A 25,323-nucleotide genomic window follows, 5' to 3' on the forward strand; every position below is an offset into this window, starting at 1 on the left:
GGTGTTAGCAACACGTGCAAGGTAGAGAAACTTAATCAACTCATCAGAGGATGGATTAACTATTTCAAGATAGGAAGTATGAAAGCCCTTTGTGCGAAACTTGATTCAAAGATTCGCTATAGACTTCGTATGTGCATATGGAAACATTGGAAAACACCACAGAATCGTGCAAAGAATCTCATAAAACTTGGAGTGCCCAGATGGGCGGCATGGAGGCCTGCATACTCCAAAGGGTATGCAAGAGTCTGCCGCGCATCAGATGTAAGCCAAGCAATAAGTAATAAGAGACTAGCCTCATTTGGGCTAATCTCTATGTTAGATTACTACACCGAAAGGTGTGTTACTTGTTAAGTTGATTGAACCGCCGTGTACGGAACCGTACGCACGGTGGTGTGAGAGGTCGAAATTTCTCATTTATGAGAAATTTCTCCTACTCGATTTGATGGTGAGAGGTATGGTATAATAAAAGAAAAATAAGGAGTAGAGGACGGATGAAAAGAAAGCAGAGTAAAGGGATTATCATTGTTATTACTATAGTAGTTTTAATTTTAGCAGGAGGTTGTTATGGAGCGTATCGCTGGTACAAATCGTCCATCAGTGAAAATTATTATGTTGCACAGACGAAAGAGGGAGATATAGAAGTTTCCTTCCAGCGTTATGCAAAGTCGGAGTATTTTCTCAAAGATGTGCCGGACTATATAAGTTTATCGGGAGGAGAAAAGTCCTTTAAAGAGGAAGAGGAGAACGGATATGGATTTATTCTCGGACAGGTTAAAATGGCTACAGACACTTATGTTGAAGGGGCAGAGTATAAAATGTATCTTATTCAGAAAAACGGAAATGAGCAGGCGGTGCCTCTCTTATTTACAACAGTTTTTAATGATGAGGGCGGAAAGAGAACAGACGGTAAAGACAGATTTCTACTTTACAGAGCAGAAAAGCAGTCTTTATACGGCAGTGCGTATTGAGAGGGACGGAAAAGAAGTGATGGGGGTGGATTTGAAGGTAGTTGAATAAAGATATGAGAAAAAGGCTTTCCATGAAATGTGCATGGGAAGTCTTTTTTTATGAAAATAGTTAAAAATTAACAAAAAATTCATCCGGTGTGCTACAATGATTGGTAGAAATATTCTGTGGAAAAATAGGAGGTATTTAGGATGGCAGAAAATAACACAGTGTATCATGATTATGCGGTGGAACAGATTGAAAAATTGATTTCCATTGATAGTCCGACAGGCTATCACTATAACGTAGTGAAATATTTACAGGAAGAACTTGAACATATGGGATTTGAAGTGCGTACACTCAGAAAGGGTGGAGTGATTGCAAATCTCGGCGGAGAAGGAAATCCTTTAATGATGATGGCGCATGTTGATACATTAGGGGCGTTTGTACATTACATAAAAGGAGATGGAAGACTTGCCATTTCCAACGGAACACTTAATCAGAATAATATTGAAACAGAAAATGTTCGTGTTTTAACAAGAGATAAGAAAACATACGAGGGAACAATTCAGTTGGCAAACGCTTCTGTTCATGTAAATCCTGATATTAATGAGGAAAGAAAGTTTACTAACTTAGAAGTCGTGTTAGATGAAAATGTAAGCAGTAAGGAAGATGTAGAAAAATTAGGTATCTGTGCAGGAGATTTCATTATGGTAGAGCCTAGATTTCGTATAACAGAGAGCGGTTACATTAAGAGCCGTTTTTTAGATGACAAGGCGTCTTCAGGCATTTTACTTGCTATTGCAAAATATGTAAGTGAGCATAAAGGATGCTTAAAAAGAAATGTACAGATTTTCTTTACCGTACATGAAGAAGTCGGACATGGGGCAGCTTGTGGAATTACAGATGATATTCAAGATATTTTGGCTATTGATATGGGATGTGTAGGTGATAACCTAACTTGTACGGAAAGACAGGTTTCTATTTGTGCAAAAGACGGAAGAGGTGCATATCATTTTGAAATGGTAAATGAATTGATTGACGTTGCTAAAACAAATAATTTAGATTATGCGGTAGACATTTATCCTTTTTATGGCTCGGATACGGCAGCAGCCATGACAGCAGGAAGAGATGTTCGTCATGCACTAATTGGTTCAGGCGTATATGCTTCTCACGGATATGAAAGAACGCACAGAGATGGGGTTAAGAATACATTTGAATTGGCATTAAATTATGTAATATAAGAAATTTTATAAAAAAGCAATATATATAAAATTGTGAACAAAAATCGCATAGACGGAAACAGCATATTTTTATATACTGAATAAATAAAGACTAGAGAGGAGAAAGTTATGAGCAAAGAGAAAATGACCGGAAGAGTAACTATACCTACAGATGTTGACGTAGTACCGGAAACACTGGAATTAGTAAAAAGATGGGGAGCAGACGCCATTCGTGACTGTGACGGTACAGATTATCCGGAAGAATTAAGAGATGTAGATGCGAAAGTATATTCAACATATTATACAACAAGAAAGGATAATGCGTGGGCAAAGGCAAATCCTGATGAAATTCAGCAGATGTATATTATGACATCTTTCCATACAGCAGTAGATACAGAATTATCTATTCATTTAATGGATCATTTATATCCTGATATGTTAAAAGTAAACTCTCACGATGACATTACAAGATGGTGGGAAGTAATTGACCGTACAACAGGAGAGGTTGTTCCTGTAACAGAATGGGATTACAGTGAAGAAACAGGAGATGTGACAATTCACGGAGCAAAACCTTTCCATGATTATACAGTAAGTTTTCTTGCATACATTATGTGGGATCCGGTACATATGTACAATGCGGTTGTAAATGACTGGAAAGATGTAGAAAAACAAATCACATTTGATGTTCGTCAGCCAAAAACAAAAGAATTTACAATGAAACGTCTTCGTAAATATATTGAAGATAATCCACATATTGATGTTATCCGTTATACAACATTTTTCCATCAGTTCACATTAATTTTTGATGAAATGGCGAGAGAAAAATATGTAGACTGGTATGGATATTCAGCATCTGTAAGTCCATATATTTTGGAACAGTTTGAAAAAGAAGTAGGATATAAATTTAGACCGGAATTTATTATCGACCAAGGATACATGAACAATCAGTACCGTATTCCTTCTAAAGAATTCCGTGATTTCCAAGCATTCCAGAGAAGAGAAGTTGCCAAATTAGCAAAAGAAATGGTAGACCTTACACATGAACTTGGCAAAGAAGCAATGATGTTCTTGGGTGACCACTGGATTGGTATGGAACCATTTATGGATGAGTTTAAGACAATCGGATTAGACGCAGTAGTAGGAAGTGTCGGAAACGGTTCTACTTTACGTTTGATTAGTGATATTCCGAATGTAAAATATACAGAGGGACGTTTCCTTCCATATTTCTTCCCTGATACATTCCATGAAGGTGGAGATCCGGTAAAAGAAGCAAAAGTAAACTGGGTAACAGCACGCCGTGCTATTTTAAGAAAACCAATTGACAGAATCGGATACGGCGGATACTTGAAACTTGCACTTCAGTTCCCAGAGTTTATCGACTATGTGGAAAGCGTATGTGATGAATTCCGTACATTATATGAAAATATTAAAGGAACAACTCCTTACTGCGTAAAAACAGTTGCTGTATTAAACAGTTGGGGTAAAATGAGAGCATGGGGAAATCATATGGTTCACCACGCTTTATATCAGAAACAAAACTACTCTTATGCGGGAATTATTGAAGCACTTTCAGGTGCACCATTTGATGTGAAATTTATCAGTTTTGACGATATTAAAGAAAATCCTGCAATTTTAGACGACATTGATGTAGTTATCAACGTAGGTGACGCTTATACTGCACACAGTGGTGGAGCAAACTGGATTGATGAAACAGTTGTAACAGCTGTTAAGAAATTCATTTATAACGGTGGCGGATTTATCGGTGTAGGTGAACCGACTGCATACCAGTGGGAAGGACGTTTCTTCCAACTTGCAAATGCACTTGGCGTAGAAAAAGAAAACGGATTTAATTTAAATACAGATAAATATAACTGGGAAGAGCATGACCACTTTATCAAAGAAGACTGCACAAAAGATATTGATTTCGGTGAGGGTGAAAAGAACATTTTCGCATTAGACGGAACAACTATTTTAAGACAGATTGACAAAGAAGTACAATTAGCCGTAAACGAATTTGGAAATGGACGCTGTGTATATATCAGTGGTCTTCCATATAGTTTTGAAAATAGCAGACTTTTATATCGTTCAATCATCTGGTCTTCACATGATGAAGAAAACTTACACAAATGGTTCAGCTCAAACTTCAATGTAGAAGTACACGCATATGTGAAAAACGGTAAATACTGTGTAGTAAACAACACATATGAACCACAGAGCACAACTGTGTATAAAGGTGACGGAACAAGTTTTGACTTAGACTTAGATGCAAATGAAATCATTTGGTATGAAATCTAAATAGAAAAGAAAAAGCATTATCGAGTATGGAATGTACATCGGTGATGCTTTTTTTGTGAAGAAACTGTGAAAGGGGACGTAGTATTTTTTAATTTTACTACGTCCCCTTTCACAGTTTAGTCACATTTAATTCTCCGCCAGTGCTTTGACGGAGGAAACATATTCAGACGGGGTCATTCCCGTAATTTTTTTGAATTGTCTTGAAAAATAATGAATAGAGGAGTATCCCAAAGATTCGGAAATCTGCGTAAAGTTCATAAAATCTGTACGCATCATCTGTTTGGCGGCATCGATTTTCATATGAGAGAAATATTCGATTACGCCAAGTCCGGTTTTCTGCTGAAAAATTTTCTGCAATTGGGAACGTCCTACCATATTTTCTTTGCATAACTGGTCGATTGTCAGACGACATTCTAAATGACTTTCCATATAATCTAAAACACGGTTGAAAATCTCAGAACTTCCTTTAGATGCTGTTGTCTTAGGAAATGCGGGAGAATTTGTGTTTTGTGAACATCTGAGTAAATGAAGAAGAAAGTGTTCCAGTTCTATTCGGATTAACTGTTCTGCTCCGATTGGTTTGTCCTCTTTCTTTGTCATTTCCGTCAGATAAGGGTCATCTAATCGACAGTCAAACAACTGTTTTGCCTCTTTGATAATATCACCTAAAAGTGCTTTGCCTAAATCGTCTACTGTCAAAATCTTCTCTTTGAAAAAGTCCATGGCAGGACTGTTACATGAAAAAGAAATGACAACAAGATTTGGTGCGGAACTTCCGGTCGCCTGTAGGCGATGAAATTCATTTGGTTTATGAAAAGCGATTTCTCTCTTTTTCAGGCGGGTATGGATATTGTCCATGTAAATATCAATTTCTCCTTTATCTACAAATACAAATTCCCAAAAATCATGAGATTCTCCGGCAAAGGAAAAATCACTCATATATTCAAAATAGTGTATGGTAAATACATTTTTAATCGAAAGAGTATTTTCAAGATTTACACTTTTATAACTCATTAATATGCCCTCCCATTTCTTTGGCAAAGTTAGAACATTAACTTTCCAGAGATTTGCGATATTCGTTCGGAGATAATCCGGTTTCTTTGCGGAATACCTGTGAAAAATAAGATTGTGATGAAAAACCGACTACGGAGGCAACTTTTGCGATTGGGTAATTTGTTGTATCTAATAAATGTTTTGCCTCAGAAATGCGTTTTTCAATAAGATAATTGATAGGAGAAATTCCTTTATAATGTTTGAAAGCGTGTACGAGATAATATTTATTGAGATAAGTTAAATCACTCAGTGTCTGTAAAGTAATATCTTCCATAAAATGTTCATCCAAATATTGTTCGATAAACCGGCATTCTTTTGTGATTTTCTTAGTCGGTGCAACGGAAAGAGTTGTTTTCGTTTTACGCATAATATTCCAAATCAAAATTTCCAAAAGGTTTTGGCATATGGATTCAAAATTTTCTTCTTTTGTCTGCACTTCGTGAAGAAGGGCTTTTAAATAAAAATAGACCTGTTCTCTATTATGCAGAAAGTTGTGAATACTATAGTCGAATTTTCCGTCTGTTTTGAATTGAAGACCGTTGATGCCAAGGACAATGTATTCCAAAGGCGTACCTTCGTTGCCCGACTCAGTGTGTGAAACGTTTGGGTTCACAATAACTAAATCATTTTCTTTTACCGGAAAACTTTGATTTTCAACAATAAAATTTCCCTCTCCGTGTGTAACGAAAAATAACTCTGTAAAATGGTGGGTGTGCACGATGCTATGCCAGTCTTTTCCATAACGTGCTTCTGTGATGTACAATAGACGGGCGTCAATTTTTTCTAAGGCTTTTTCTTCAAGACGATAGTTCTGATTGCTCATGTATTACCCTCCTTTGTTACATCATTATATAAGGTTTTCATTAAAAATTCAACAAATGAATTGCCATATCAGTTCAAAGATTCCACATCCGATCATAACTGTGACAGGCTGTAATTTTGTTTTTCTCAGAAGAACAAGTGCTGTGATAAAAATCAGTGTTCCACGGACACTGAAATCCGTTCTGTTTGGGAAAAATACGGTGAGTAGAATGGCAAGTCCCGCTACGGCAATCATGGAAACGACAACGGGGCGAAGAGTACTTAAAATATTTTGCATAATGGTTACGTTACGGTATTTGATATATAATTTTGCCAGTAAGGTAACGATGATACAGGAAGGAAGAATACAGCCGACAGTAGCACATAATGCGCCGAAAAAGCCTCCGATTTGTGTGCCTACAAAAGTAGCAGAATTGATTGCAATAGGCCCGGGAGTCATTTCTGCAATCGTTACGAGATCGGTGAATTGCCCAATAGTCAGCCAGTGATATTTGTCGACAACTTGTGCCTGAATCAGTGACATGGCAGCATATCCACCTCCGAAACTGAATGCTCCGATTTGTAGATAACTGAGAAAAAGTTGCAGATAAATCATTGTTGCTTCTCCTTTCTTGCATCAAAGACTGTTTTGCATACAGAAAACAGAATACAGATGAAAATAATAAAAAGAATATTGATTTTAAAATAGTAGTTGGCGATAAAAGCGCTTATCATAATAAAAATAGGAAGAAAATGCCTTCCTTTTATTACACCATATCCCATATCCCATACGACTGAAACGATAACTGCTCCCACTCCTGCACGCATACCTGTTAAAAGTGATTGGATAATAGGATTGCTTTGAAATAGGGTGTAAAAGCCTGAAATAATCGAGATAATAACAAAAGGTGGAATGATTGCACCGAGTATAGAAAGTCCTATACCTGCCAGTCCGCAAAGTTTATATCCGACTACGATTGCACCGTTGACGGCAACAGCTCCCGGAGAAGATTGGGCGATAGATATTAAATCCATCATTTCAGTTTCGTCAATCCAGTGAAGCTCGTCTACAAATTTGTTTTTCATTAGGGAAACGATAACGTACCCACCTCCGAAAGTGAATGTACTTAAATATAGTGTGGAAAAAAATAGTTTTTTCAAAATTTGTTTTTTATGTAGTTTTTGTTCCATATATTTACAACCTCCTTATTCACATAGTATAATCGGATAAAAACATAATTCAAATAATATTATTATATATAAATGATAAGTAAAACAATATAAGGAGAGAAAATGACACTTCGGCATTTAAGAATTTTTATTACAGTTTACCAAAAAGAAAGTATTACAAGGGCAGCAGACGATTTACATATGACGCAACCGGCAGTGAGCCTTGCAATTAAAGAATTGGAAAGTCGTTATCAGATAAGACTTTTTGACCGTATAGGAAAACGAATTTATATTACAGAGCAGGGGAAATGGTTGTATGAATATGCGCTTCACATTGTTTCCTTATTTGATGAGATGGAAGAAAGAGTGAAAACATGGAATAATAAAGGCGGATTAAGAATAGGCTCAAGTATTACGATAGGAAATTTTATTTTGCCTAAACTTGTATGTGAGTTTCAGAAACAATATCCTGAAATAGAGGTAAATGTATTTATTCATAACACGGATACGGTTGAGCGGAAACTTTTGGATAATCAGATTGATCTTGCATTGGTGGAGGGGAAAAATAATTATGAACAGTTAAAAAATGAGCGATTAATGGATGATCCTCTTTGTTTTATATGTGCACCGGAAAGCGAATTGGCAAAAAAGAAATGTGTGGCGTTAAAGGAACTGGAGAAATACCCGATGATTTTGCGGGAGAAGGGAAGCGCTGTCAGAGATGTGATTGACGAAAGTATGGGATATTATCAGATGAACTGCAAAGTGTTATGGGAAAGTGTAAGTACACAGGCGATTACCCGTGCGGTTTCACAGAATTTAGGGATTTCTATTCTTCCTTATCTTCTTGTGAAGGATGATTTAAAACAAGGAGTAGTATCTCTTGTGGAAGTGTCGGATTTCTCTATTTCGAGAGAGTTTTCTATTATTTATCATAAGAATAAATATTTTACCCCTATGGCAAAGGCGTTTATGGAACTATGCCGAAAAGAAGTCCCAGATAAAATATAGTTTTTTATAAATTTAGTGTTTTTTAATATCCGATAGCAATATATATAAAAAGAAAGACAAGATTGCTATAGAAAAATTGACGGAAGTAGTGTAATATAATGATTAGAAAATGAACAGAATTAACAAAAGGAGGAAGTTAATTATGAAAATGAAAAAAGTGACAGCACTTTTACTTTCAGTTGCCATGATTGCTACATTAGCAGCAGGATGCGGTAGCAAAGATGACAAAGATGCTAAAAAGGACGGAAAAACAGTTCTTAAAGTAGCAGCATTTGAAGGTGGTAACGGAGCACAGATTTGGAAAAATATTGAGAAGGCTTTTGAAGAGGAAAATAAAGATGTTGATGTAGAATTACACCTTTCATCTGAATTGGACAAAGACTTAACAAAAGATATTAAGAACGGAAATGTACCTGACGTTGTATACTACAACTTGGGACAACCAAGTGGTTTTACAGAAACAATGTTAAAAGAAAAAGCAATTGCTGACATCTCTGATGTATTTGATGATGAATTAAAAGAAAAATTAGTTCCTGGTATTACAGACAATGCAGCAGCACAGCCATATGGTGATGGTAAAATCTATTTAGCACCAATCACATACACACCAACAGGTTTATGGTACAACAAAGATTTATTTGAAGGACCAAACAAAAAATATGACCTTCCAACAACTTGGGATGAGTTCTTTGCACTTGGTGACAAGGCAAAAGCAGACGGAGTTTCATTGCTCACATATCCAATTCCAAGTTACTTTGATACAACAATGTATCAGATGTTAGCACAGGCTGGCGGAATTGATTTCTACAATAAAGCAGTTAACTATGACAAAGATACATGGACATCAGAAGCAGGTAAGAAAGTTTCTGATACAATTTCAAAAATTGCTCAGCCAAAATATGTTCACCCTGACACAGTTGCTAATGCAAATGCAGAAGGTGGATTTAAACTTAATCAGCAGAACGTAATCGATGGAAAAGCATTATTTATGCCAAACGGTAACTGGGTAATCGGTGAAATGGCTAACTCTACTCCTAAAGATTTCAAATGGGGTATGATGGCACCACCTAAATTCAGTGCAAACGATGAAAAACACTTCATCTACACATTTACAGAACAGATGTGGGTACCTGCAGAAGCAGAACAGATGGACTTAGCAAAAGACTTTGTTAAATTTATGTACTCAGACAAAGTTGTAGATTTAATGCTAGCAAACGAAACAACTAACAAAGAAACAGGTGAAACATCACCAGCACCAATCGTAGCACCTGTTGTTGGAGCATCTGACAAATTAGCTGAAGGAACAATTAAAGACACTTATACATTAGCAAACGCAGAAGGATACGAAACAGTATCTGGTGCATGGGCAACAACAAAACCAATCGAAGGTTTTGATATGAAAGCAACTGTATATGGTTCAATCGATGCTTTGAACTCAGGAGAAATGAAAGCAGCAGACTACAACAAATTATTAGTTGATACATGGAAAAAATTAGCAGAAAACGTAGAATAATTAATCAAGGTAGTTTAAGTTAGTTATTACAAACGGTGAGTTGTTATGACTCACCGTTTTTTAAAGGAGAAGGATAAGATTTATGAACAGAAAACGCTCAGAAAGACGATTTATCTTTGCTTGTTTGGCTCCGGCTACAATTTTGTTAGTTCTCTTTATCTTTATTCCGACAATTGATGTATTTCGTATGTCTTTATACCGTATGGGTGGTATTACAAATAAGAAAGAATTTATCGGACTTGAGAACTTTAAAACATTAATGGGAGATAAGAGTTTCTTACAGGCTATGCAGAATACGATTTTGATTATCGTACTTGTAATGCTATGCACAATCGTGCTTGCTGTTTTATTTGCAGCATTGTTAAATAGAGGAACATTTAGAGGAAAGAACTTCTTCCGTATTATCTTCTATATTCCAAATATTTTGTCAATCGTTGTTATTGCAGGTATTTTTGGAGCAATTTACAATCCAAGCACAGGTTTGTTAAATACATTTTTAGAGGCAATTCATTTGGACGGATTGGCACATAAATGGATGGCAGAGCCTAATATTGTTATTTACTCTGTAATCTTTGCGCTTGTATGGCAGGCAATCGGATATTATATGGTTATGTATATGGCAAGTATGGCTGCAATTCCACCTGATTATTATGAGGCGGCATCACTTGACGGTGCTACGGAATTACAGATGTTCTTTAAGATTACATTCCCATTAATCTGGAGCAATATCCGTACAACATTAACATTCTACATTATCAGTACAATCAATTTAAGTTTCCTTTTTGTTCAGATTATGACAAACGGTGGACCAAACGGAAAAACGGAAGTAGGATTAAACTATATGTATAAACAAGCATATGGTAACGGTGCATATGGATATGGTATGGCAATCGGTGTAGTTATCTTCTTATTCTCCTTCATTTTAGCGGGAGTTGTAAACAAGATTACTGACCGTGAAGTATACGAATTTTAGGAAAGGAGAGCAAAAATGGAAAACAAGCATAGAAAACCAACCAGTTTTATCTATAAATTATTCATCTATGTGGCTCTCTTTACGTTAGCAATTTCGATTATCGTACCGGTTGCATGGGTGTTTATGGCGAGTTTAAAACAAAACTCAGAATTTATTGGAGCGAATGTTAGCCCTTGGTCATTACCAAAGGAATTTTTCTTCCAAAACTTTGTTGTAGCATTTAGAGATGCAAATATGGGAACTTTCTTTATTAATTCTGTAATTGTTACAGCGTTGGCATTGATTTTACTTCTTGTATTAGCTTTGCCTGCATCTTACGCACTTTCAAGATTTAACTTCAAGGGAAGAAAAATCTTAAATATGGGATTTATGGCTGGTTTATTTGTAAATATCAGTTATATCGTAGTTCCAATCTTCTTAATGTTAAGTGAAGTAGATAAAGCGTTAGGAATGGAATTCCTTTTAAATAACCGTTTTGTACTGGCTTTAGTTTATGCGGCGAGTGCATTACCGTTTACGGTATATCTGTTGAGCGGTTATTTCCAAACACTTCCAAAAGGATTTGAGGAAGCGGCTTATATAGACGGTTGTGGGTATTTCAAAACAATGGTTAAGATTATGATTCCAATGGCAAAACCAAGTATTATTACAGTTATTTTATTTAACTTCCTGTCATTCTGGAATGAGTATATTATTGCTTATACATTGATGGACGGAAATGATACATTGGCAATGGGATTGAAAAACTTAATGGCAGTAGAAAAAACAGCGACAAATTATGGTATCATGTACGCAGGTTTAGTTATCGTTATGTTACCTACGTTGATTTTATATATCGCAGTTCAGAAACGTTTGACAGAGGGTATGACTCTCGGCGGATTGAAAGGTTAGGAGGTAGATGTAATGAAAAATTCAGTGAGAAATATTATCATGTGCATTGTTTTCGTTATTTCCTTAGCCTTGATCATTATCGGACAGAGAAATATTTCGGTTTCGGGATTGATGATGGAGATAGTGGGTCTGATAGGACTTTTAACACTTTTGTTTGTTTACAATCACAGATTTAAGTAAGAAAAAGGGGTATCGCAAGCGATACCCTTTTTTAGTTGTACGAACGGAAAAGGTAGAAAGTTCAAAGAACTATGAATTGAGGACGATTGTGCAAAGATAGAAAGAAATCACCTAAAGATTTACAAATTCAGTTGATATAAAATAATAGATAGTATAAAATATAGTTAGAAAAAACGTGATGGAGGCGGAAAAATGAAAAAACCAGTATTAGTAATTATGGCGGCAGGTATGGGAAGTCGTTACGGTGGATTAAAACAGATTGATCCAGTAGATGAACAGGGTCACATTATTATGGATTTCTCAATTTTTGATGCAAAGAGAGCAGGATTTGAGAAGGTTATCTTTATTATTAAGAAAGAAAATGAAGCGGACTTTAGAGAAGTAATCGGAAAGCGCATGGCAAACCACATGGAAGTTGCATATGTATTCCAGGATCTTAATAATCTTCCGGAAGGATTTTCAGTTCCTGAAGGTCGTGTGAAACCATGGGGAACAGCACACGCTGTATTGAGTGCCATTGATGAAATTGACGGACCATTTGCAGTGATTAATGCCGATGATTATTATGGAAGACATGCTTTCCAGACAATTTATAATTATTTATCTACACATGAAGATGATGATAAATATCGCTATACAATGGTGGGATATGAATTACAGAATACCGTTACAGATAATGGACACGTTGCCCGTGGAATCTGTCAGGTAAGCGATGATGGCAAGTTAGAAGGTATTCAGGAAAGAACGCGTATTGAAAAGCGTGATGGAAAGATTGCGTTTACGGAAGATGATGGAGAAACATGGACATTTGTACCGGGTGAAACTCTTGTATCAATGAATATGTGGGGATTTACAAGAAGCATTTTAGATGAAATCAAAGCAGGTTTTCCGGCATTTTTGGAAAAAGGAATTGAGGAAAATCCAATGAAGTGCGAATATTTCCTACCTACAGTTGTAGATGATTTAGAAAAGGCGGGACGTGCAGAAGTTACTGTATTATCTTCAAAAGATAAATGGTTTGGTGTAACTTATAAAGAAGATAAACCAGTTGTAGTGGAAGCAATTAGAAAAATGAAAGAGGACGGATTATATCCGGAAAAATTGTGGGGAGAAGAATAATGGCAGCAGAAATGAGTCAGGGACAGAAAGAAGCAATTGAAAGTTATCAGTTTGCAGGAGAATTAGTTGATGTAAGACCATACGGAAGCGGTCATATTAACGATACATATTTAGTGACATTAAAAGAAAATGACAGTGAGAAAAAGGTAATTCTTCAGAGAATGAACAAGAGCATTTTTACAAAACCGGTAGAGTTAATGGAAAACGTTTTAGGTGTTACTTCTTATTTAAGAGAACGTATTATTGAAAATGGCGGAGATCCGGAGAGAGAAACGTTAAATGTTATTCCTACAGCGGAAGGAAATGCATATTTTGTGGATTCGGAAGGAGAATATTGGAGAGCATACAAATTTATTACAGGTGCGACAAGTTATGATGCGGTAGAAACACCGGAAGACTTCTATCAGAGTGCAGTATCTTTTGGAAACTTCCAGCGTCTGCTGGCAGAATATCCGGCTGAAACACTTCATGAAACAATCGAAGGCTTCCATGACACGAAAGCACGTTTTGCCGTATTCAAAAAAGCAGTGGAAGAAGATGTCTGCGGTCGTGCGGCAACTGTACAAAAAGAAATTGATTTTGTTCTTGCACATGAAGAGGTGGCAAATGTATTTGGCGATATGCTTGCAAAAGGGGAACTTCCGCTTCGTGTAACACACAATGATACAAAATTAAATAATATTATGATTGATGATGCGACAAGAAAAGGTATCTGTGTCATTGATTTAGATACGGTTATGCCGGGGCTTGCGATGAATGATTTTGGTGATTCAATCCGTTTTGGTGCAAGTACGGCAGCGGAAGATGAACAGGATTTAAGCAAAGTTTCCTGTGATATGGGATTATTTGAAATTTATACAAAAGGATACATTGAAGGATGCGGCGGACGCTTGACACAGAAAGAAATTGAGATGCTTCCGATGGGTGCAAAAGTCATGACATTTGAATGTGGAATGCGTTTCTTAACAGACTACTTAGAAGGAGATCATTACTTCAAAATACACCGTGAAGGACACAACTTAGATCGTTGTCGTACACAGTTTAAACTTGTGGAAGATATGGAAGCAAAATGGGATACAATGCAGGAAATTGTAAAAAAATACAGTGAATAACAGGTAACGTTTAACAATGCAAATATAGGAGGTAGAGAGATGAGAATTTTAGTAACAGGTGGAGCAGGGTATATCGGAAGCCATACATGCATTGAATTAATTCAGGCAGGATATGACGTAGTGGTAGTTGACAATCTGTGTAACTCATGTGCTGAGGCGTTGAATCGTGTAGAAAAGATTGTAGGAAAACCAATTAAATTTTACGAGGCAGATATTCGTGATGCGAAAGCGATGGATGATATTTTTGCTAAAGAAGATATTGATGCAGTTATCCATTTTGCAGGTCTAAAAGCAGTAGGAGAATCTGTTCAGAAACCGTTGGAATACTATGATAACAATATTGCAGGTACATTGGTACTTTGTGATGCAATGAGAAAAGCGGGAGTAAAAAATATTATTTTCAGTTCGTCTGCAACAGTATATGGAGATCCTGCATTTGTTCCGATTACAGAGGAATGCCCGAAAGGACAGTGTACAAATCCATACGGTTGGACAAAATCAATGTTGGAACAGATTTTAACAGACTTCCATACAGCAGACCCAGAATGGAATGTTGTATTACTTCGTTATTTTAACCCTGTTGGAGCACATAAGAGCGGAACAATCGGAGAAAATCCAAAAGGTATTCCAAACAACTTAATGCCATACATTACTCAGGTAGCAGTTGGTAAATTGGCATGTTTAGGAGTATTCGGCGATGATTACGATACACATGACGGAACAGGCGTAAGAGATTATATCCATGTAGTAGACCTTGCAGTAGGTCATGTAAAAGCATTAAAGAAAATTGAAGAAAAAGCAGGCGTATGTGTTTATAATTTAGGAACAGGAAACGGATATTCAGTTCTTGATATGGTAAAAGCATTCAGTAAAGCGTGTGGAAAAGAAATCAAATATGAAATCAAACCACGTAGAGCCGGAGATATTGCTACTTGCTATGCTGATCCTGCGAAAGCAAAAGCAGAATTAGGATGGGAAGCAGAAAGAGGATTGGACGAAATGTGCGAAGATTCATGGAGATGGCAGTCAAACAATCCAAACGGATATGAAGAATAAGAAACGAACGAAAAATAGATTGTGTTTATCTTAACACAATCTATTTTTTTATTCCTTTCAAAAAAGGAGGAAGGGTGGTATAATAGAATATCATATTGAATTTTGTAGAGGGTAGGTATATGAAGAGAGAAATTCAGTTTAAAGGACAACTTCGACTGTATATGCAGTGGCCGGCAATTATGATGATTTTACTTGTGGCAATGAACATATGGATTTATCAGATTGACAAAAAAGCAGGATTCGTGATGACGGCATTTGTTTTGATTTACGGAGTGATTGTAGGAATCCTTTATTTCTATAATAAATCACTGTTATTGTCAGAACTTGTGGAATTTGCAGGACAGTATGGAGCAGTTCAGAATGTGTTATTAAAGGAACTGTCAATCCCATATGTTATTCTTTTAGAAGACGGAAATGTTATTTGGGTAAATGAACAATTTTCCGAGTTAATGGGTGGCAGAAGAGAAAAATATTTAAGTAAGTATATCCCAGAGTTAAATAGAGGGCTGTTTCCGGCAAAGGAAGGCGAGAAGTCAAAGACGGAAATTTCATATGGGGATAGAGATTACGAAGTTGAGTTTTCTAAGATTTCCGTGCAAGATTTTAACGAGGCAGAGCCGCTTGTGGAAATTCCGAAAGGAAAGGATTATTTTATTACGGCGTGTTTTAGAGATATTACGGAGTTGAAGACATATATCAGAGAGAACGATGAACAGCGTCTTGTTTCCGGTTTGATTTATATTGATAATTATGATGAGATTATGGACAGTGTAGAGGAAGTAAGACAGAGTCTTCTTGTGGCGCTGATTGACCGTAAAATTAACCAGTATATCGCAAATGTAGACGGAATTGCGAAGAAATTAGAGAAAGACAAATACTTTATTGTCATTAAGAAACATTTCTTTGAGCAGATGAAGGAAGACCGTTTTTCCGTGTTGGAAGAAGTTAAGAACGTAAATGTCGGAAATGATGTTCCGGCAACTCTCAGTATTGGTTTTGGGCTTAGTAATGATACATATGCGCAGAGTTATAACTATGCCCGTGTATCTATTGACCTTGCACTTGCAAGAGGGGGAGATCAGGCTGTAGTTAAATCTTCCGAAGGAATTGAGTATTTCGGTGGAAAGAGAGAACAGACCTCTAAGAATACACGAGTGAAAGCCCGTGTTAAAGCGGAGGCGCTTCGTGAGTTTATCGCAGCGAAAGACCGTGTTATTATTATGGGGCATAAAATAGGAGATGTGGATTCGTTTGGTGCAGGTATCGGTATTTACCGTGCTGTAACGGAGATGGAAAAGGAAGCACATATTGTTATCAATGATATTACAAGTTCCGTGCGTCCGCTTTATGAGTCGTTTACGAAAAATCCATCATACCCTGATGATATGTTCCTTACATCCAGAAATGTGGAAGACTATGTGGATAGCAACACAATGGTAGTGGTTGTAGATACGAATAAGCGTGAGTTGGTAGAGTGTGAAGAACTGCTCGATTGGGCAAAAATGATAGTTGTTTTAGACCATCACAGACAGGGAAGTGATGTGATTGAGGGAGCGGTTCTTTCTTATATTGAACCGTATGCTTCTTCCACCTGTGAAATGGTTGCGGAAATTTTACAGTACATTGTAGATGATGTGAAACTTCCGTCCATGGAAGCGAGCAGTCTGTATGCGGGAATTATGATTGATACGAACAATTTTATGAACCGAGCAGGTGTCCGTACATTTGAGGCGGCAGCATTTTTAAGAAGATGCGGAGCAGATATTACATTTGTAAGGAAGATGTTCCGTGAAGATATGGAAACATATCGTGCAAAAGCAGGAATTATAAGCAGTGCGGAAGTATATAGAGATATTTATGCTATTGCCCGCAGTGAAAATATGAAAATTGACAGTCCTACTATTGTGGGTGCACAAGCAGCAAATGAACTGCTTGACATTGGAAGAGTAAAGGCATCTTTTGTTCTGACACAGTATAATGGAAAGATATATGTCAGTGCAAGGTCTATTGATGAAGTGAATGTGCAGATTATTATGGAACGAATCGGCGGAGGCGGTCATATGAATACTGCCGGAGCACAGTTTACACATACGGATATGGATAAGGCGATTGATGTATTGAAACAGACAATAGATGTGATGATTGAAGAAGGAGATATTTAAAATGAAAGTAATATTATTAGAAGATGTAAAATCACTTGGAAAAAAAGGACAGATTGTAAATGTGAATGACGGATATGCAAGAAACTTTATTTTACCAAAAAAATTAGGTTTGGAAGCGACAAACAAAAACTTAAATGATTTAAAATTACAGAATGCAAATAAAGAAAAACTTGCACAGGAAGCGTTGGAAGCGGCGCAGGAACTTGCGAAAAAGATTGAAGCAGGGAAAATAGTTGTTCCAATCAAAGTTGGAGAAGGCGGAAGAACATTCGGATCTATTTCCACAAAAGAAATTGCTATCGAAGTAAAAAAACAAATGGGTTACGATATTGATAAGAAGAAAATTCAGTTGAAAGATGCGATTAAAACATTAGGAACACATATTGTTCCGATTAAATTACACCAGAAAGTAGTTGCAGAATTGAAAGTAAATGTAACGGAAGGCTAGGAGGAAAACCGCATGGACGAGGCACTCATCAAAAGAGTTTTGCCGCATAGTATAGAGGCGGAGCAATCGGTTGTCGGTGCGATGCTGATGGACAAAGATGCAATTATGACGGCAGCAGAAATTGTCAGCGGTGAAGATTTTTACCAGACGGCATATGGGGTTATTTTTGATGCGATTGTAGAGTTATTTAATGAAGGAAAACCGGTAGATTTGATTACTCTTCAGGAGCGTTTGAAAGAAAAAGACGTTCCGGCTGAGATTAGTAGTTTGGAATTTGTAAGAGATTTGGTGACTGCAGTTCCGACTTCCGCAAATATAAAATATTATGCGGATATTGTGTCTGAAAAGTCGATGTTACGCCGACTGATTAAATTAAATGAAGAAATAGCAAATACCTGTTATCTGGCGAAAGAACCACTTGAGGCAGTTCTCGAGATGACGGAAAAACGGGTGTTTGAACTTGTACAGAAGAGAAATTCAGGTGATTTTGTTCCGATTAAACAGGTTGTATTAAACGCTTTGGAAAGAATTGAGAAAGCATCTAAAAACAAGGGAACGGTTACAGGTATCCCTACAGGATTTTTAGATTTGGATTACAAGACTTCAGGCTTACAGCCTTCGGACTTGATTTTAGTTGCCGCCCGACCATCTATGGGGAAAACGGCATTTGTACTGAATATTGCCCAGCACGTTGCATTTAAGGAGAATAAGTCTGTTGCCATTTTCAGTTTGGAAATGTCAAAAGAGCAGTTAGTAAACCGTCTTTTTTCTCTTGAATCTCAAGTGGACGCACAATTACTTAGAACAGGTAATTTAAAAGACTCTGACTGGGAGAAATTGATTGAAGGGGCAGGAATTATAGGAAAATCTAATTTGATTATTGACGATACTCCGGGCATTTCTATTTCTGAATTACGCTCGAAGTGTAGAAAATACAAGTTGGAAAAAGGTTTGGATATTATTATTATCGACTACTTGCAATTGATGACAGGGCGTGTAGGAGGAAGAAGTGAGTCAAGACAACAGGAGATTTCGGAAATCTCTCGTTCTCTGAAAGGATTGGCAAGGGAATTAAATGTTCCTGTAATTGCTTTATCTCAGTTGAGCCGTGCTGTAGAACAGCGTCCAGATCACAGACCGATGATGTCAGACTTGCGTGAGTCCGGTGCGATTGAGCAGGATGCGGACGTTGTTATGTTTATTTACCGTGATGATTATTATAATAAAGATACGGAAATGAAGAATGTAGCAGAAATTATTATAGCTAAACAGAGAAACGGTCCGATTGGTACGGTTAATTTGACATGGCTGCCAAATTATACAAAATTTGCGAATTATTTAAAGAAAGAATAGAATTAGTAAAAACTCTCAATATGGGCTCTAAGTCAATAGTTGGGGTGGGATTTGAAAATCCCGCTCCATTGTTGCGTTTGAAGGCATTTTAGTGTTGTTGTGTAAAAACATCTGTTTTATTGCATGGTAAACAAAACTTCAAGAGCCAATCTGTTAAAATTAATTGGTTACAAGAAAAATACGAGTTCTGAGACGTTGGAAATTTCTGATTCCATATGATGTTCGTTTCAGGACTTTTATTTTATTATTGAATCCTTCGGTTGGACCATTTGTGATATGTGCATATTTAAAAGCATTTAGGATTTCCTTAGACCATGTGCGATAGGTTTTAGCAACCTTTTCAAACTCACTTAATCCAGAGGATTCGGCCGTTTTAATCCAATCGAAGAAGTCTTTCGTTGTTCGGAATACTTAGGATTCTGAGAAAGTTCATAAAATTTTTCTTTTAGATAATGCGCTCTTCTCAAGTCGTCGTTGTATAGAAGCCTTAAATCACAAGCTGTTTTATTCTCGTCTTTGAGTTTATTATATCTGCTTAAGATGAGTGTTCTGCTTCGTTTATAGTATTTCCGCAGTTGAGCAGGCATTGCTTTTTGTAATCTCTTTCGCACGCCTTCAATAGCCCAAGTGGTTTGCCTAATGAAATGGTATTTGTCAATAATGACTTCCGCATTTGGAAAGTAAGTATATGCCAGTTCTATGTAGGGTTTCCATATATCACAAACAAAGTGTTTTACTCGATACCTTTCATCTTTAGGAATAGAAGAAAAGTAAGATACCAAATGGCTGTATTGTCTGTCCGGAAGAATGTCTAGAACCTTGTGTTTTACTGGTTCGACTAGAATACATTGGAATTTACCGGTAGAAGCATTTCCACGGAACTCATCAATGGAGATGGCCGTAGAAAACTTTCTTCTGGAGTAAGAAATCGTATCTAAAACTCTTCCGACAGTGGAGATGGAAACATTAGTCTGTCTTGCCGTTTCCTTAATGTTTTGAGAGTTATGCAGGGGAGAGGCGATAAAAGCAGTTAGTCTTGTCGCTCTATAGGATCTTGGTATCACTCAGAGTATGAGTAAAGCAGGTTATCCATATGATAATGCTCCTATGGAAAGATATTTCAATACATTGAAAAATGATCTTATTTACCAGCATTATTACTGCATAGAGAAAGAACTCTACACAGCAATCGAAGAATTTGCGTATGTACAATATAATCATGTACGACTGCATTCTTATAATAACTACAAAACGACTTACGAGGCACGCTACGGGGTTGCATAACCCCTGTGACAGAAATTAGGTCGTAGTGTTACAAAAAAGCTTGACCACAACAAACATAACAAATAAAATAAGCCCTTTAGGGCTTAGTGAGTAAATGATGTTGCGCTTGGCGGACCTATTTTGATGAGTCTTTAGACTCTAGTGTCGGTAATAGATCCTTATAGGGTCAAAGCAAGCCACCGGCTAAGCCGGTGGTCTTGACTTTTAAATAAAATGAAAAATGCTGGGATAGATGATTTATTTAAAAGTATCCACCCCAACATTTATTTTAGAGCCGTGTTTTTTCATTTCACTACGTCCCCGATTGAGATTTGCTGTGTCCCTTTTCTTAAATCACCCCGTCCCCTTTTTAAATTTCTCCGGCACCGAGCAGACGGCGGAGTTTTTTTGCAGGAGATTTTCCCGCTTCTTTCCGCAAGGATTGTTGCTGGCGAATAAGAGAATCCAGTTTTTTGAAACGTTCTTCCTCCTGTCTTTCTTTTGCCTGTAAGAGAAAACTAACTTCTTTTGTTACTTTTTCGCTTACGGCTCTCGTAACAGAGTCTTCTAATATTTTGTTGTTTTGTGCAAGGATATTTTGAAAAGCCTGTCCGAGAAGCGCCTGTACCTGTTCACGCTTTTGATCTTGCACAACTTCGGCTCTGGAAACCGTCACTTCGTTCATTTCTTTTGCCTGTGCCATTTTCTGTTCTTTTAGACGGATGATGTCAGGTATCATGTTTTTTAAGTCTTTTAAAAACATTCCCTGTTCTTTCAGTTCTTTGATACAACGAAATAGTTGTATGTTCTCTTCTGTATAGTACCGATGCCCCATTTCCGTACGTCCGATAGGAAGTTCCAGTTCTTCTTCCCAGTATCTAAGGACATGTGTTTCCACATTGACCCGTTTGGATGCCTCAGAAATCATATAATGGACTTCGCCCATACAATCGCCTCCTAAGTTGTTCTATATCGTTTTAAGACATCTTAATCATACCATAAAATATGGGGGAATTTAGAAAGTTTTGACCGCAAGTTTTGACAATATTCGAGGGAATTTTTCTATTGCAAAAAGAGAGTATTGCTCAATCGTAATGATCCACAATACTCTCTTTAGATTGTTGTCCAATATATAATTTATTATTATTGAGCAGAGATTGCTCCTGTTGGACACTGTGCTGCACAAGCACCACAGTCTACACAAGCGTCAGCATCGATTTCGTAGTGTTCAGCACCCTGAGAGATTGCTCCTACTGGGCATTCTGCTTCACAAGAACCGCAGCTTACACATTCATCACTAATTACGTGTGCCATAGTATGTATCCTCCTTTTTAATCTGGTAAATTGCTTCACCGTTTATAAAAACTATTCTAATACAAAATAAAGAAAGATACAAGAGAATTTATGCTCTGAATTTAGTACAAGTTTTCTGTTTTACCTTTTTTATAAGCAGAGAGGATAATGCTTTTTGCGGCAGCGGCTTCCTCTTTTGTTGCTTCTCGGGTATCTTTTAAAGGATAATTCATGCCTAAATTTTCATATTTTACTTTTCCCATAGAATGATATGGAAGAACGTCAAGAGCTTTCACGTTGTTTAGTGTGCTTATGAATTTCCCTAAACGCTCTAAATATTCCTGATAAAGAGTGATTCCCGGAACGACAACGTGACGAATCCATACAGGGATATTTTTTTCATCAAGATATTTTGCAAAAGCAAGAATATTTTTGTTTGAGTGTCCTGTCAAATCCTTGTGTTTTTCGTCATCAATGTGTTTAATGTCTAGCATAACTAAATCGGTCAGTCCGAGAAGAATATTTAATTTATTCATAAAAACTTTGTTCTCCGGCTGGAACATAACTCCTGAGGAATCGATACAGGTATGAACTCCGTCTTTTTTTAATTGAGTAAATAATTCAATAAGAAAGTCCATCTGCATCATCGGCTCTCCGCCTGTAACGGTTACACCGCCATTGCGATAAAACGGACGGTTTGTGTAGAAACCTTCCAAGACTTCTGAAACAGTATGTTGTTCGCCTACGTTTACTTTCCAAGTGTCAGGATTGTGGCAATACTGACATCTCATTGGGCAGCCTTGAAGAAAAACAACATAACGGATTCCGGGACCGTCAACTGTTCCACAACTTTCGATAGAGTGAATATAACCTTTCGTCATAGTAAAAACCCCCTTTTATACGTTATATATTCGCATATTCCGTCATTGCATGGATATTTTTCTGATATATGTGCGTCCAATCCGCTAGCAGAAAACCGGACAGGCTTTCATGCAAGCATGACCCTGTCCGGCTTTTACTAACGTATGAATTTTATCGCTTACATACCTTCGTGGAATGTACGTGAAATAACGTCGTCCTGCTGTTCTTTTGTTAATTTAATAAAGTTTACAGCGTATCCAGAAACACGAACTGTTAACTGTGGGTAGTTTTCTGGGTGTTTCTGAGCGTCTAATAATGTTTCTCTAGTGAAAACGTTTACGTTTAAGTGGTGTCCACCCTGTTCTACATAACCGTCTAACATATTTACTAAGTTATCAATCTGCTGCTGATTTACTGCCATAGTGATTTCCTCCTATATTGTTTTATTATTCGTTGTCAATACTTTCCATAATGTTTGGAATGTTACAAGCCTGATTTCCACATTCTTCGATTCTGTCTAAGTCAAGATCTCCAGCGAAAATCTGGTCTTCTTTTCCTAACGCTCCAGGAATGATAGAGAATGTATTTGAAATACCGTCCTGAGCGTGTCTGAATGGGATTTTAGCAACTGATGCAAGTGATGCTAATGCGCCGTGAGAGTCACGTCCGTGCATTGGGTTTGCTCCCGGTGCTAATGGTTCTCCCATTTTTCTTCCGTCAGGTGTGTTACCTGTTTTCTTACCATATACTACGTTAGAAGTAATTGTTAAGATAGAAGTTGTTGGAACACCGTGACGATATGTGTGGTGTTTTCTTACTTTGTCCATAAATGAACGAACGATTTCAACTGCGATTTCGTCAACACGGTCATCGTTGTTTCCGTATTTAGGGAAATCTCCTTCTACTTTGTAATCTACAACTAATCCGTCTTCATCTCTTACAGGTGTTACTTTTGCGTATTTAATAGCACTTAAAGAGTCGGCAACTACTGAAAGTCCTGCAATACCTGTAGCAAAGTAACGTTTAACATCTCTGTCATGAAGAGCCATCTGAAGTTTTTCGTAAGAGTATTTATCATGCATATAGTGAATGATATTTAATGTATTTACATAAAGTCCTGCTAACCATTCCATCATGTCATCGAATTTTGCCATTACATCATCGTAATCAAGTACATCGCCTTCTACTGCGCGATATTTAGGTCCAACCTGAATTTTAAGTTTTTCATCAACACCACCGTTGATAGCGTATAATAAACATTTTGCAAGGTTTGCACGAGCTCCGAAGAACTGCATTTCTTTACCAACTCTCATTGAAGATACACAACAAGCGATTGCGTAGTCATCTCCGTGAGTCTGACGCATTAAATCATCGTTTTCATACTGAATTGAAGATGATTTGATTGACATTTTAGCACAGTATTCTTTGAATGCGTGTGGTAAACGTGTTGACCAAAGAACTGTTAAGTTTGGTTCTGGAGCAGTTCCTAAGTTATCTAATGTGTGTAAGTAACGGAAAGATGTTTTTGTAACAAGTGGACGTCCGTCAACACCAACACCACCGATTGATTCTGTTACCCATGTTGGATCACCTGAGAATAATGCATTATATTCAGGTGTACGTGCAAATTTAACAAGACGTAATTTCATAATAAAGTGGTCAATGTATTCCTGAGCCTGTTCTTCTGTGATTAATCCTCTGTCTAAGTCACGCTGGATATAGATATCGATAAATGTAGAAGTACGTCCAAGACTCATAGCAGCTCCGTTTTGTTCTTTAACTGCTGCAAGGTATCCGAAGTATAACCACTGGATTGCTTCTTTTGCATTTGAAGCAGGTTTTGTAATATCGTATCCGTAGATTTCACCTAATTTAGCCAAATCACCAAGTGCACGGATCTGTTCAGATAATTCTTCACGAAGACGGATGTTATCTCCTGTCATTCTTACTAAAGAAGTTGCTAACTGCTGTTTTTTGTCTTCGATTAACCAATCTGTTCCGTATAATGCAACACGGCGGTAGTCACCGATGATACGTCCACGTCCGTAAGCATCTGGAAGACCTGTGATAATAGCAGATTTTCTTGCAAGTCTCATTTCCGGTGTGTAAGCATCGAATACACCCTGATTGTGTGTTTTTCTGTATTCTGTAAAGATTTTTACAATTTCAGGATCTACTTCATATCCGTTTTCGTGGCAAGCATTCTGTGCCATACGGATACCGCCAAATGGCTGAAGAGAACGTTTGAAAGGTTTATCTGTCTGGAAACCAACAATCTGTTCTAAGTCTTTGTTTAAGTATCCAGGTCCATGAGAAGTAATTGTAGATACGATTTTTGTATCCATATCTAATACTCCGCCTGCTTCACGCTCTTGTTTAGAAAGGTCCATTACCTGAGCCCAAAGTTTTGTAGTTGCTTCTGTTGGTCCTGCTAAGAAAGAATCATCTCCTTCATATGGAGTGTAGTTCTCCTGAATGAAGTTACGGACATTTACAGATGTACGATTCCAACGACCAGGTTTAAAACCGTCCCAACTAGAATTCCAGTTTTTTTCCATTTTAAAAATCCTCCTAAATATGTTTACTTTATAATGTCACCAG

Annotated in this window: 24 protein-coding genes and 2 pseudogenes; 16 read left to right on the top strand and 10 right to left on the bottom strand. The window is 37.2% G+C overall.

The features are described 5' to 3' along the window. The 4 genes from ACYPXO_RS07905 to gnpA form a co-directional block, all read left to right on the top strand. Positions 1-351, top strand: a 351-nt coding sequence (locus ACYPXO_RS07905) for a group II intron maturase-specific domain-containing protein (protein WP_459640046.1), incomplete at its 5' end; no start/stop codon positions are given. Between the two features lie 140 nt (positions 352-491). Further along, positions 492-968 (top strand): hypothetical protein, encoded by a 477-nt coding sequence (locus tag ACYPXO_RS07910; protein ID WP_459640047.1) that lies wholly within the window; start codon positions 492-494, stop codon positions 966-968. 189 nt (positions 969-1,157) lie between these two features. Next, the gene (locus tag ACYPXO_RS07915) at positions 1,158-2,189 is read left to right on the top strand and encodes a M42 family metallopeptidase (protein WP_459640048.1); all 1,032 of its coding nucleotides are present in this window, start codon (positions 1,158-1,160) and stop codon (positions 2,187-2,189) included. Between the two features lie 108 nt (positions 2,190-2,297). Further along, positions 2,298-4,463 carry a 1,3-beta-galactosyl-N-acetylhexosamine phosphorylase gene (gnpA, locus tag ACYPXO_RS07920; protein WP_459640049.1) on the top strand — a complete coding sequence of 722 codons (2,166 nt, stop codon included), beginning with the start codon at positions 2,298-2,300 and terminating at the stop codon, positions 4,461-4,463. A gap of 126 nt (positions 4,464-4,589) precedes the next feature. Here the strand turns inward: gnpA and ACYPXO_RS07925 are convergent, their stop codons facing one another. From ACYPXO_RS07925 to ACYPXO_RS07940, 4 genes are read right to left on the bottom strand one after another with little or no spacing between them, the layout of a single operon-like run. Beyond that, on the bottom strand, positions 4,590-5,477 hold the full coding sequence (locus ACYPXO_RS07925) for a helix-turn-helix domain-containing protein (RefSeq protein WP_459640050.1): 888 nt from the start codon (positions 5,475-5,477) through the stop codon (positions 4,590-4,592). 37 nt (positions 5,478-5,514) lie between these two features. Further along, positions 5,515-6,339, bottom strand: coding sequence for a helix-turn-helix domain-containing protein (locus tag ACYPXO_RS07930; protein WP_459640051.1), 825 nt, complete (start codon positions 6,337-6,339; stop codon positions 5,515-5,517). Between the two features lie 48 nt (positions 6,340-6,387). Beyond that, positions 6,388-6,933, bottom strand: a complete 546-nt coding sequence (locus ACYPXO_RS07935) for a chromate transporter (protein ID WP_459640052.1) — start codon at positions 6,931-6,933, stop codon at positions 6,388-6,390. After that, entirely contained in the window at positions 6,930-7,508 is a 579-nt protein-coding gene (locus tag ACYPXO_RS07940; protein ID WP_459640053.1) for a chromate transporter, read from the bottom strand. The genes ACYPXO_RS07935 and ACYPXO_RS07940 overlap by 4 nt, the downstream gene beginning before the upstream one ends. 102 nt (positions 7,509-7,610) lie before the next feature. Between ACYPXO_RS07940 and ACYPXO_RS07945 the strand changes: the two genes are divergently transcribed. The 11 genes from ACYPXO_RS07945 to dnaB all read left to right on the top strand — a co-directional run bounded on the left by ACYPXO_RS07945 (position 7,611) and on the right by dnaB (position 19,305). Beyond that, positions 7,611-8,498 carry a LysR family transcriptional regulator gene (locus ACYPXO_RS07945; protein WP_459640054.1) on the top strand — a complete coding sequence of 296 codons (888 nt, stop codon included), beginning with the start codon at positions 7,611-7,613 and terminating at the stop codon, positions 8,496-8,498. A 142-nt stretch (positions 8,499-8,640) separates the two neighbouring features. Then, positions 8,641-10,011: a carbohydrate ABC transporter substrate-binding protein gene (locus ACYPXO_RS07950; RefSeq protein WP_459640055.1), complete on the top strand. Its 1,371-nt coding sequence runs from the start codon at positions 8,641-8,643 to the stop codon at positions 10,009-10,011. 82 nt (positions 10,012-10,093) lie between these two features. Beyond that, positions 10,094-10,984 (top strand): carbohydrate ABC transporter permease, encoded by an 891-nt coding sequence (locus ACYPXO_RS07955; protein ID WP_459640056.1) that lies wholly within the window; start codon positions 10,094-10,096, stop codon positions 10,982-10,984. A 15-nt stretch (positions 10,985-10,999) separates the two neighbouring features. Continuing rightward, entirely contained in the window at positions 11,000-11,875 is an 876-nt protein-coding gene (locus ACYPXO_RS07960) for a carbohydrate ABC transporter permease (protein ID WP_459640057.1), read from the top strand. Between the two features lie 12 nt (positions 11,876-11,887). Next, the gene (locus ACYPXO_RS07965; RefSeq protein WP_009462204.1) at positions 11,888-12,055 is read left to right on the top strand and encodes a DUF6903 family protein; all 168 of its coding nucleotides are present in this window, start codon (positions 11,888-11,890) and stop codon (positions 12,053-12,055) included. A gap of 192 nt (positions 12,056-12,247) precedes the next feature. Beyond that, a complete protein-coding gene (locus tag ACYPXO_RS07970; RefSeq protein ID WP_459640058.1) occupies positions 12,248-13,174 on the top strand; it encodes a nucleotidyltransferase family protein in 927 nt (308 codons plus the stop codon). Next, positions 13,174-14,286, top strand: a complete 1,113-nt coding sequence (locus ACYPXO_RS07975; RefSeq protein ID WP_459640059.1) for a phosphotransferase enzyme family protein — start codon at positions 13,174-13,176, stop codon at positions 14,284-14,286. The genes ACYPXO_RS07970 and ACYPXO_RS07975 overlap by 1 nt, the downstream gene beginning before the upstream one ends. A 39-nt stretch (positions 14,287-14,325) precedes the next feature. Further along, positions 14,326-15,342: a UDP-glucose 4-epimerase GalE gene (gene galE, locus ACYPXO_RS07980; protein ID WP_459640060.1), complete on the top strand. Its 1,017-nt coding sequence runs from the start codon at positions 14,326-14,328 to the stop codon at positions 15,340-15,342. A gap of 119 nt (positions 15,343-15,461) precedes the next feature. Next, entirely contained in the window at positions 15,462-17,504 is a 2,043-nt protein-coding gene (locus tag ACYPXO_RS07985; protein WP_459640061.1) for a DHH family phosphoesterase, read from the top strand. Position 17,505: 1 nt separating this feature from the next. Further along, complete coding sequence (gene rplI, locus ACYPXO_RS07990) at positions 17,506-17,952, top strand: 50S ribosomal protein L9 (RefSeq protein WP_459640062.1); 447 nt, start codon at positions 17,506-17,508, stop codon at positions 17,950-17,952. Positions 17,953-17,964: 12 nt separating this feature from the next. Continuing rightward, positions 17,965-19,305: a replicative DNA helicase gene (dnaB, locus tag ACYPXO_RS07995; protein ID WP_459640063.1), complete on the top strand. Its 1,341-nt coding sequence runs from the start codon at positions 17,965-17,967 to the stop codon at positions 19,303-19,305. A gap of 159 nt (positions 19,306-19,464) precedes the next feature. Here dnaB and ACYPXO_RS08000 read toward each other — a convergent pair. After that, positions 19,465-20,351 (bottom strand): annotated as a pseudogene (locus ACYPXO_RS08000) (ISL3 family transposase); the annotation flags it as partial. Positions 20,352-20,355: 4 nt separating this feature from the next. On the opposite strand from ACYPXO_RS08000, the pseudogene ACYPXO_RS08005 reads away from it, so the two are divergent. Then, positions 20,356-20,589, top strand: a pseudogene (locus ACYPXO_RS08005) (integrase core domain-containing protein); the annotation flags it as partial. A gap of 349 nt (positions 20,590-20,938) precedes the next feature. Here ACYPXO_RS08005 and ACYPXO_RS08010 read toward each other — a convergent pair. The 5 genes from ACYPXO_RS08010 to pflB all read right to left on the bottom strand — a co-directional run bounded on the left by ACYPXO_RS08010 (position 20,939) and on the right by pflB (position 25,280). Next, entirely contained in the window at positions 20,939-21,514 is a 576-nt protein-coding gene (locus ACYPXO_RS08010; protein ID WP_459640064.1) for a MerR family transcriptional regulator, read from the bottom strand. 197 nt (positions 21,515-21,711) lie between these two features. Next, a complete protein-coding gene (locus ACYPXO_RS08015; protein ID WP_459640065.1) occupies positions 21,712-21,882 on the bottom strand; it encodes a DUF362 domain-containing protein in 171 nt (56 codons plus the stop codon). 101 nt (positions 21,883-21,983) lie between these two features. Continuing rightward, positions 21,984-22,742 (bottom strand): pyruvate formate-lyase-activating protein, encoded by a 759-nt coding sequence (gene pflA, locus ACYPXO_RS08020; protein WP_459640066.1) that lies wholly within the window; start codon positions 22,740-22,742, stop codon positions 21,984-21,986. A gap of 158 nt (positions 22,743-22,900) precedes the next feature. Continuing rightward, the gene (gene grcA3, locus ACYPXO_RS08025; RefSeq protein ID WP_009462180.1) at positions 22,901-23,143 is read right to left on the bottom strand and encodes an autonomous glycyl radical cofactor GrcA3; all 243 of its coding nucleotides are present in this window, start codon (positions 23,141-23,143) and stop codon (positions 22,901-22,903) included. A 25-nt stretch (positions 23,144-23,168) separates the two neighbouring features. After that, complete coding sequence (pflB, locus tag ACYPXO_RS08030; protein ID WP_459640067.1) at positions 23,169-25,280, bottom strand: formate C-acetyltransferase; 2,112 nt, start codon at positions 25,278-25,280, stop codon at positions 23,169-23,171. Positions 25,281-25,323: the final 43 nt, after the last annotated feature.

The sequence above is a fragment of the Faecalimonas canis genome, assembly GCF_054601575.1.

Bases quoted from the DNA above. Each gene is read 5' to 3' on its own strand.
- ACYPXO_RS07910 (WP_459640047.1), top strand. From the start codon at position 492: ATGAAAAGAAAGCAGAGTAAAGGGATTATCATTGTTATTACTATAGTA.
- ACYPXO_RS07915 (WP_459640048.1), top strand. From the start codon at position 1,158: ATGGCAGAAAATAACACAGTGTATCATGATTATGCGGTGGAACAGATT.
- gnpA (WP_459640049.1), top strand. From the start codon at position 2,298: ATGAGCAAAGAGAAAATGACCGGAAGAGTAACTATACCTACAGATGTT.
- ACYPXO_RS07925 (WP_459640050.1), bottom strand. From the start codon at position 5,477: ATGAGTTATAAAAGTGTAAATCTTGAAAATACTCTTTCGATTAAAAAT.
- ACYPXO_RS07930 (WP_459640051.1), bottom strand. From the start codon at position 6,339: ATGAGCAATCAGAACTATCGTCTTGAAGAAAAAGCCTTAGAAAAAATT.
- ACYPXO_RS07935 (WP_459640052.1), bottom strand. From the start codon at position 6,933: ATGATTTATCTGCAACTTTTTCTCAGTTATCTACAAATCGGAGCATTC.
- ACYPXO_RS07940 (WP_459640053.1), bottom strand. From the start codon at position 7,508: ATGGAACAAAAACTACATAAAAAACAAATTTTGAAAAAACTATTTTTT.
- ACYPXO_RS07945 (WP_459640054.1), top strand. From the start codon at position 7,611: ATGACACTTCGGCATTTAAGAATTTTTATTACAGTTTACCAAAAAGAA.
- ACYPXO_RS07950 (WP_459640055.1), top strand. From the start codon at position 8,641: ATGAAAATGAAAAAAGTGACAGCACTTTTACTTTCAGTTGCCATGATT.
- ACYPXO_RS07955 (WP_459640056.1), top strand. From the start codon at position 10,094: ATGAACAGAAAACGCTCAGAAAGACGATTTATCTTTGCTTGTTTGGCT.
- ACYPXO_RS07960 (WP_459640057.1), top strand. From the start codon at position 11,000: ATGGAAAACAAGCATAGAAAACCAACCAGTTTTATCTATAAATTATTC.
- ACYPXO_RS07965 (WP_009462204.1), top strand. From the start codon at position 11,888: ATGAAAAATTCAGTGAGAAATATTATCATGTGCATTGTTTTCGTTATT.
- ACYPXO_RS07970 (WP_459640058.1), top strand. From the start codon at position 12,248: ATGAAAAAACCAGTATTAGTAATTATGGCGGCAGGTATGGGAAGTCGT.
- ACYPXO_RS07975 (WP_459640059.1), top strand. From the start codon at position 13,174: ATGGCAGCAGAAATGAGTCAGGGACAGAAAGAAGCAATTGAAAGTTAT.
- galE (WP_459640060.1), top strand. From the start codon at position 14,326: ATGAGAATTTTAGTAACAGGTGGAGCAGGGTATATCGGAAGCCATACA.
- ACYPXO_RS07985 (WP_459640061.1), top strand. From the start codon at position 15,462: ATGAAGAGAGAAATTCAGTTTAAAGGACAACTTCGACTGTATATGCAG.
- rplI (WP_459640062.1), top strand. From the start codon at position 17,506: ATGAAAGTAATATTATTAGAAGATGTAAAATCACTTGGAAAAAAAGGA.
- dnaB (WP_459640063.1), top strand. From the start codon at position 17,965: ATGGACGAGGCACTCATCAAAAGAGTTTTGCCGCATAGTATAGAGGCG.
- ACYPXO_RS08010 (WP_459640064.1), bottom strand. From the start codon at position 21,514: ATGGGCGAAGTCCATTATATGATTTCTGAGGCATCCAAACGGGTCAAT.
- ACYPXO_RS08015 (WP_459640065.1), bottom strand. From the start codon at position 21,882: ATGGCACACGTAATTAGTGATGAATGTGTAAGCTGCGGTTCTTGTGAA.
- pflA (WP_459640066.1), bottom strand. From the start codon at position 22,742: ATGACGAAAGGTTATATTCACTCTATCGAAAGTTGTGGAACAGTTGAC.
- grcA3 (WP_009462180.1), bottom strand. From the start codon at position 23,143: ATGGCAGTAAATCAGCAGCAGATTGATAACTTAGTAAATATGTTAGAC.
- pflB (WP_459640067.1), bottom strand. From the start codon at position 25,280: ATGGAAAAAAACTGGAATTCTAGTTGGGACGGTTTTAAACCTGGTCGT.